This is a genomic window from Bartonella sp. AD328YNZD (assembly GCF_042196425.1).
The window spans coordinates 9,638-11,211 of sequence record NZ_JBHIQG010000056.1 but is presented as its reverse complement, the minus strand read 5'-3'; the positions used below and the strand labels follow the sequence as shown (position 1 = coordinate 11,211).

At 36.3% G+C, this 1,574-nt stretch carries 3 protein-coding genes; 2 read left to right on the top strand and 1 reads right to left on the bottom strand.

Translation table 11 applies throughout. The features are described from left to right. Positions 1-443, bottom strand: a 443-nt coding sequence (locus ACFIO3_RS04420; protein WP_375704135.1) for a helix-turn-helix domain-containing protein, incomplete at its 3' end; no start/stop codon positions are given. A 482-nt stretch (positions 444-925) separates the two neighbouring features. On the opposite strand from ACFIO3_RS04420, the gene ACFIO3_RS04415 reads away from it, so the two are divergent. Together ACFIO3_RS04415 and ACFIO3_RS04410 are read left to right on the top strand one after the other, a co-directional pair. After that, entirely contained in the window at positions 926-1,372 is a 447-nt protein-coding gene (locus tag ACFIO3_RS04415; RefSeq protein ID WP_375606212.1) for a hypothetical protein, read from the top strand. 2 nt (positions 1,373-1,374) lie between these two features. Beyond that, a partial coding sequence (locus ACFIO3_RS04410; protein WP_375704134.1) for a hypothetical protein occupies positions 1,375-1,574 on the top strand: 200 nt, incomplete at its 3' end.

Sequence of the window (1,574 nt, the reverse complement as noted above, 5' to 3'; positions counted from 1 at the left end):
TCGATTTCTTCTATATCATTGAGGTTTTGAATAAGCTCTTGCAATCTTCCATAAAGCTCTGCTGCTAATTCCGCAACATCTTCAGGAGAAAGTGTTATTTTTGCATCATGATAGGTCGTATAAACTAAATGTCCAAGCTTTTTCATCAGCCCAGCAGGAATCGCCTGCGGTTTAAAACCAGCTGCTTTCGCCTTTGCCATATCTGAAAACATATCACCATTGCCTGTTACTAGCCAATCTAATGAAACACCACAAATTTCTTGATATTTGGAGAGCGCAGAAGCTGTAGGCTCACTTATACCAGTTTCATAAGTTCCTATAGAGCCAGCAGTGATACCAAGATGTTCAGCAAACTGCTTACGCTCTGTAAAACCAAGAGCGTGACGCACTTCACGAAAACGTTTTGCCAACTCAGTTTTAGGTTTTGCTTCCGGACGAGCCAAAAAAACACTCCAAAACCAATATAATTGTTGACTAAATAATTATATTTATCGTTACTGCCCCTTAAGAAGAGCAGTTATCACATACATAACCCCACAAAAACGGATGTTACAGTATCCATTTAAGCAGGAGCGAAAATTATGACAATTACAAAAAATGCAATCGCCGTGGTATTTTTCTGAGCTGCGCCCCTGTAATATAACCTTGGAAAAACTCAAGCCTATCAGAGGCTATTTTCCAGAGTCAAAAACATTTGGACACAGGCCAATGAAAAAACTAAATGCGCCAATGCCAACTCTATCAGTTTGCATGCCAAGCCAATTCTTGCCAACTGCTTTCTCAAAAGTTGCAGTCATATTCTTTCAAAAGCAAAAAGCCTAATACGATTCTCTTCATTTCATGCTGTGCAATATACCACTGAAATTTTATTACAAAAATATGCTAATGCATTTCCCATAGGTTTTATAAGGTAAAAAGTTTATCAATGTCTAAAAATCAATATAAAATAGGCAAAATAATTGGTATTCTACAAAAAATGAGATTATCACTCGTTATTAAAAAGTTAGACGTTTACAAACCCTGTTTGCTTATTTTATATATTAATGGCACTGATTTAGCTGTAACTGGCAATAGAGATTTCAGGTTTTTTGGTTTATCGTCAGAATACTCTTCCTCTACGCATATTAAAAGCCTTTTGGCAATGTATTTTAAATGCTATAAATTCTATAGTAAACACATTGCCATCCATATTTACAATTGGGCGCTTCAAAATCTTGGAGTAATAAAATCTTTAATAGGCTTTGATTTAAAAGCGCGTATTTTGCAGAAAATTGACAAAACCATGAGGTTCGTATACATGGCAATTTTAAGTGATGATAGTGGAGTGATACTTAAAAAAGCTGCATGGAAACCCGCAACGTTGAGGAATTAAGCATGACCTCTTTATGCGATAAAGAATTATCTGATACACTGGTTGGTCTTTATGACGACTATCAACGCGGTTTCGACATTGGAGAAGAGCTTAAACTGTGCGTGGATTTAGCATTATCTCTTGAATTGGAACTCAGTATTCACCGTTTAAGTGAAACAGATGCTGTTTTAAAAAAAGAGATTGTGCAAACCTTGCATCGTCG